The organism is Flavobacterium resistens (genome assembly GCF_900182645.1).
Classification (GTDB): Bacteria; Bacteroidota; Bacteroidia; order Flavobacteriales; family Flavobacteriaceae; genus Flavobacterium; species Flavobacterium resistens.
In genome coordinates this window covers 1-5,576 of the sequence record NZ_FXTA01000010.1, presented here as the reverse complement: position 1 = coordinate 5,576, position 5,576 = coordinate 1, and the positions used below count along the sequence as shown (strand labels likewise).

The following is a 5,576-nucleotide window of genomic DNA, read 5'->3' as shown; positions in this document are numbered from 1 at the left end:
CTGACAAGAATACGGAATCATGATGAAAAAATATTTTCAAAAAAAGATTTCGAAAAGCTTGTGAGATTTGAAAATGCTTTTTACATTTGCACCCCGCAAAACACGGAAAGTTCCTTGAGAGACTGAAGAGAAATTGAGAAAAAAGAGACGAAAAAAAAGTTTCAAAATTTTTTAAATTTTTCTTGCGAGAAACAAAAAGAAGTTTTAGTTTTGCACCCGCTTTGAGAGACAAGCGAAAGACAAGAAATTACGTTCGTAGACATATTGAATTGACAGCCGTTTTAACAGAGATGTTAGAACAAATAGAATAAGAGTAATGGAATCGATAGATTCGAAAAGAACCACTAGAGAAAGCATCGAATATATAATATTAAAATATACGATGAAGAGTTTGATCCTGGCTCAGGATGAACGCTAGCGGCAGGCTTAACACATGCAAGTCGAGGGGTATAGTTCTTCGGAGCTAGAGACCGGCGCACGGGTGCGTAACGCGTATGCAATCTACCTTTCACAGAGGGATAGCCCAGAGAAATTTGGATTAATACCTCATAGTATTACGACCCGGCATCGGGATGTAATTAAAGTCACAACGGTGAAAGATGAGCATGCGTCCCATTAGCTAGTTGGTAAGGTAACGGCTTACCAAGGCAACGATGGGTAGGGGTCCTGAGAGGGAGATCCCCCACACTGGTACTGAGACACGGACCAGACTCCTACGGGAGGCAGCAGTGAGGAATATTGGTCAATGGGCGCAAGCCTGAACCAGCCATGCCGCGTGCAGGATGACGGTCCTATGGATTGTAAACTGCTTTTGTACGAGAAGAAACAACATTACGTGTAATGTCTTGACGGTATCGTAAGAATAAGGATCGGCTAACTCCGTGCCAGCAGCCGCGGTAATACGGAGGATCCAAGCGTTATCCGGAATCATTGGGTTTAAAGGGTCCGTAGGCGGTTTAGTAAGTCAGTGGTGAAAGCCCATCGCTCAACGGTGGAACGGCCATTGATACTGCTGAACTTGAATTATTAGGAAGTAACTAGAATATGTAGTGTAGCGGTGAAATGCTTAGAGATTACATGGAATACCAATTGCGAAGGCAGGTTACTACTAATGGATTGACGCTGATGGACGAAAGCGTGGGTAGCGAACAGGATTAGATACCCTGGTAGTCCACGCCGTAAACGATGGATACTAGCTGTTGGGGGCAACTTCAGTGGCTAAGCGAAAGTGATAAGTATCCCACCTGGGGAGTACGTTCGCAAGAATGAAACTCAAAGGAATTGACGGGGGCCCGCACAAGCGGTGGAGCATGTGGTTTAATTCGATGATACGCGAGGAACCTTACCAAGGCTTAAATGTAGATTGACCGGTTTGGAAACAGATCTTTCGCAAGACAATTTACAAGGTGCTGCATGGTTGTCGTCAGCTCGTGCCGTGAGGTGTCAGGTTAAGTCCTATAACGAGCGCAACCCCTGTTGTTAGTTGCCAGCGAGTCATGTCGGGAACTCTAACAAGACTGCCAGTGCAAACTGTGAGGAAGGTGGGGATGACGTCAAATCATCACGGCCCTTACGCCTTGGGCTACACACGTGCTACAATGGCCGGTACAGAGAGCAGCCACTGGGTGACCAGGAGCGAATCTACAAAGCCGGTCACAGTTCGGATCGGAGTCTGCAACTCGACTCCGTGAAGCTGGAATCGCTAGTAATCGGATATCAGCCATGATCCGGTGAATACGTTCCCGGGCCTTGTACACACCGCCCGTCAAGCCATGGAAGCTGGGGGTGCCTGAAGTCGGTGACCGCAAGGAGCTGCCTAGGGTAAAACTGGTAACTAGGGCTAAGTCGTAACAAGGTAGCCGTACCGGAAGGTGCGGCTGGAACACCTCCTTTCTAGAGCCTCGAATGTTAGTGCTTGCACACGTTGGGGAAAAAAGATGTGAATCGAAATGGGTCTGAATTGAGGATTTTATTACTCTTGCTGTTAATTTAAAAAAATGATAAAACTTAAGTAAAACAGAGTCTCGTAGCTCAGCTGGTTAGAGTACTACACTGATAATGTAGGGGTCGGCAGTTCGAGTCTGCCCGGGACTACTATTTGACTTGAGAAAGGAAATTCTGGAAGTTGGAATTCACCAAAAGAAATTAGAGAAGAATTAAGCAATCTAAAATCTGAATTCTGCAATCTAAGATTGAAAAATGGGGGATTAGCTCAGCTGGCTAGAGCGCCTGCCTTGCACGCAGGAGGTCAACGGTTCGACTCCGTTATTCTCCACAGGTCCTAAAGGACAAAAGTTCATTGACATATTGAGATAAGAAAATAATAAAAAGTAGAAAGCGTTTTTTACAATTTATTGTAGAAAACAAAAAAAAACGGTCTTGTTTTGATTAACAAGATTGGTACAATAAGCAAAATAAGGGCGTATGGGGGATGCCTAGGCTCTCAGAGGCGAAGAAGGACGTGATAAGCTGCGAAAAGCTGCGGGGACGAGCACACATCGATTGATCCGCAGATATCCGAATGGGGCAACCCACTATGTTGAAGACATAGTACACCGATAGGTGGGCAAACCCGCTGAACTGAAACATCTAAGTAGGCGGAGGAGAAGAAAACAAAAGTGATTCCGTAAGTAGTGGCGAGCGAACGCGGATTAGCCCAAACCAATAATGTTACGGCATTGTTGGGGTTGTAGGACCACGACATTTTATGTACAAGGAACCGGAAGTTACTGGAAAGTGACGCCATAGAGGGTGATAGCCCCGTATGGGTAACAAGTATAATAGATAGTGGTATCCTGAGTAGGGCGGGGCACGTGAAACCCTGTCTGAATTTGGCGGGACCATCCGCTAAGGCTAAATACTCCTGAGAGACCGATAGTGAACCAGTACCGTGAGGGAAAGGTGAAAAGAACCGTGAATAACGGAGTGAAATAGATCCTGAAACCATACGCTTACAAGCGGTCGGAGCCCTTTCGTGGGGTGACGGCGTGCCTTTTGCATAATGAGCCTACGAGTTAACGTTGCTGGCAAGGATAAGTGGTTAAGCCATGGATCCGTAGCGAAAGCGAGTCTGAATAGGGCGCTTTAGTCAGTAGTGTTAGACGCGAAACCGTGTGATCTACCCATGGGCAGGTTGAAGCTGTGGTAACACACAGTGGAGGACCGAACCGGTTGACGTTGAAAAGTCTTCGGATGACCTGTGGGTAGGGGTGAAAGGCCAATCAAACTCGGAAATAGCTCGTACTCCCCGAAATGCATTTAGGTGCAGCGCTGATGATAGTTATATAGAGGTAGAGCTACTGATTGGATGCGGGGGCTTCACCGCCTACCAATTCCTGACAAACTCCGAATGCTATATAATGTTTCACAGCAGTGAGGGCTTGGGTGCTAAGGTCCAAGTCCGAGAGGGAAAGAACCCAGACCATCAGCTAAGGTCCCCAAATATATGTTAAGTTGAAAGAACGAGGTTTGTCTGCCCAGACAGCTAGGATGTTGGCTTGGAAGCAGCCATTCATTTAAAGAGTGCGTAACAGCTCACTAGTCGAGCGGACGAGCATGGATAATAATCGGGCATAAACATATTACCGAAGCTATGGATTTTGTAGCAATACAAAGTGGTAGGGGAGCATTCTGACAGGGTTGAAGGTGTATCGTAAGGTATGCTGGACTGGTCAGAAAAGAAAATGTAGGCATAAGTAACGATAATGCGGGCGAGAAACCCGCACACCGAAAAACTAAGGTTTCCACAGCTATGCTAATCAGCTGTGGGTTAGTCTGGTCCTAAGGCGAACCCGAAAGGGACAGTCGATGGCCAACGGGTTAATATTCCCGTACTACTAATTACTGTGATGGGGTGACGGAGTGATGAAAGCGCCGCGAACTGACGGAATAGTTCGTTGAAGTACCTAGCTATATTTCCTATAGGCAAATCCGTAGGGAATGGTGAAATACGATAGTACTCGGAGTCTTCGGACAAAGAGATAGTGCGCCTAAGGGCTTCCAAGAAAAACCTCTAAACTTCAGGTAATTAGTACCAGTACCGTAAACCGACACAGGTAGTTGAGGAGAGAATCCTAAGGTGCTCGAGAGATTCATGGCTAAGGAATTAGGCAAAATAGACCTGTAACTTCGGGAGAAAGGTCGCCCCCAGCAATGGGGGCCGCAGTGAAGAGGTCCAGGCGACTGTTTATCAAAAACACAGGGCTCTGCAAAATCGTAAGATGAAGTATAGGGCCTGACACCTGCCCGGTGCTGGAAGGTTAAGAGGAGATGTTATCTTCGGAGAAGCATTGAATTGAAGCCCCAGTAAACGGCGGCCGTAACTATAACGGTCCTAAGGTAGCGAAATTCCTTGTCGGGTAAGTTCCGACCTGCACGAATGGTGTAACGATCTGGACACTGTCTCAGCCATGAGCTCGGTGAAATTGTAGTAACGGTGAAGATGCCGTTTACCCGCAGTGGGACGAAAAGACCCTGTGCACCTTTACTATAGCTTAGTATTGACCTTGGATAAATGATGTGTAGGATAGGTTGGAGACTATGAAGCGGCGTCGCCAGGCGTTGTGGAGTCATTGTTGAAATACAACCCTTTGTTTATCTGAGGCCTAACTCTTCGATGAAGAGGACAGTGCTTGGTGGGTAGTTTGACTGGGGTGGTCGCCTCCAAAAGAGTAACGGAGGCTTCTAAAGGTTCCCTCAGTACGCTTGGTAACCGTGCGTAGAGTGCAATGGCATAAGGGAGCTTGACTGAGAGACATACAGGTCGATCAGGTACGAAAGTAGAGCATAGTGATCCGGTGGTTCCGCATGGAAGGGCCATCGCTCAAAGGATAAAAGGTACGCCGGGGATAACAGGCTGATCTCCCCCAAGAGCTCATATCGACGGGGGGGTTTGGCACCTCGATGTCGGCTCGTCACATCCTGGGGCTGGAGAAGGTCCCAAGGGTTGGGCTGTTCGCCCATTAAAGTGGCACGCGAGCTGGGTTCAGAACGTCGTGAGACAGTTCGGTCTCTATCTACTGTGGGCGTTAGAAATTTGAGTGGATCTGATTCTAGTACGAGAGGACCGAATTGGACTAACCTCTAGTGTATCTGTTGTCCCGCCAGGGGCACCGCAGAGTAGCTACGTTGGGAAGGGATAAGCGCTGAAAGCATATAAGCGCGAAACCCACCACAAGATGAGATTTCTTTTAAGGATCGTGGAAGATGACCACGTTGATAGGCTATAGATGTAAAGGCAGTAATGTCATAGTCGAGTAGTACTAATAATCCGTAAGCTTATGTACACCCTTTTCCCTCCGAGCAATCGGAGGGAGGAAACTTTCTAAACAAATACTTCTTTTCTTTATCTCAGTATGTTAAAATATTTGCCCGTCGCGGGCAGTGAATAGTAAAGGGTAAGTAGTGATTGGCTTAAAAACTAATTACTAATCACCAAGGACTGGTCACTAAAAACCTTAAGGTGGTTATTGCGGCGGGGCTCACCTCTTCCCATCCCGAACAGAGAAGTTAAGCCCGCCTGCGCAGATGGTACTGCAATTATGTGGGAGAGTATGTCGTCGCCTTTCTTTTGAGAA

At 47.0% G+C, this 5,576-nt stretch carries 2 tRNA genes and 3 rRNA genes; all 5 read left to right on the top strand.

Annotation, left to right across the window (positions count from 1 at the left end):
• Positions 1 to 379: 379 nt before the first annotated feature.
• The 5 genes from FN795_RS21285 (at position 380) to rrf (ending at position 5,567) form a co-directional block, all read left to right on the top strand.
• Positions 380 to 1,893, top strand: a 16S ribosomal RNA gene (locus tag FN795_RS21285).
• Positions 1,894 to 2,020: 127 nt separating this feature from the next.
• Positions 2,021 to 2,094 (top strand) — tRNA-Ile (locus FN795_RS21280).
• Positions 2,095 to 2,201: 107 nt separating this feature from the next.
• Positions 2,202 to 2,275: transfer RNA gene (locus FN795_RS21275), tRNA-Ala, on the top strand.
• Between the two features lie 128 nt (positions 2,276 to 2,403).
• Positions 2,404 to 5,285: ribosomal RNA gene (locus tag FN795_RS21270) — 23S ribosomal RNA — on the top strand.
• Positions 5,286 to 5,457: 172 nt separating this feature from the next.
• A 5S ribosomal RNA gene (gene rrf, locus FN795_RS21265) occupies positions 5,458 to 5,567 on the top strand.
• Together the 16S, 23S and 5S rRNA genes with 2 tRNA genes alongside form the textbook arrangement of a ribosomal RNA operon.
• Positions 5,568 to 5,576: the final 9 nt, after the last annotated feature.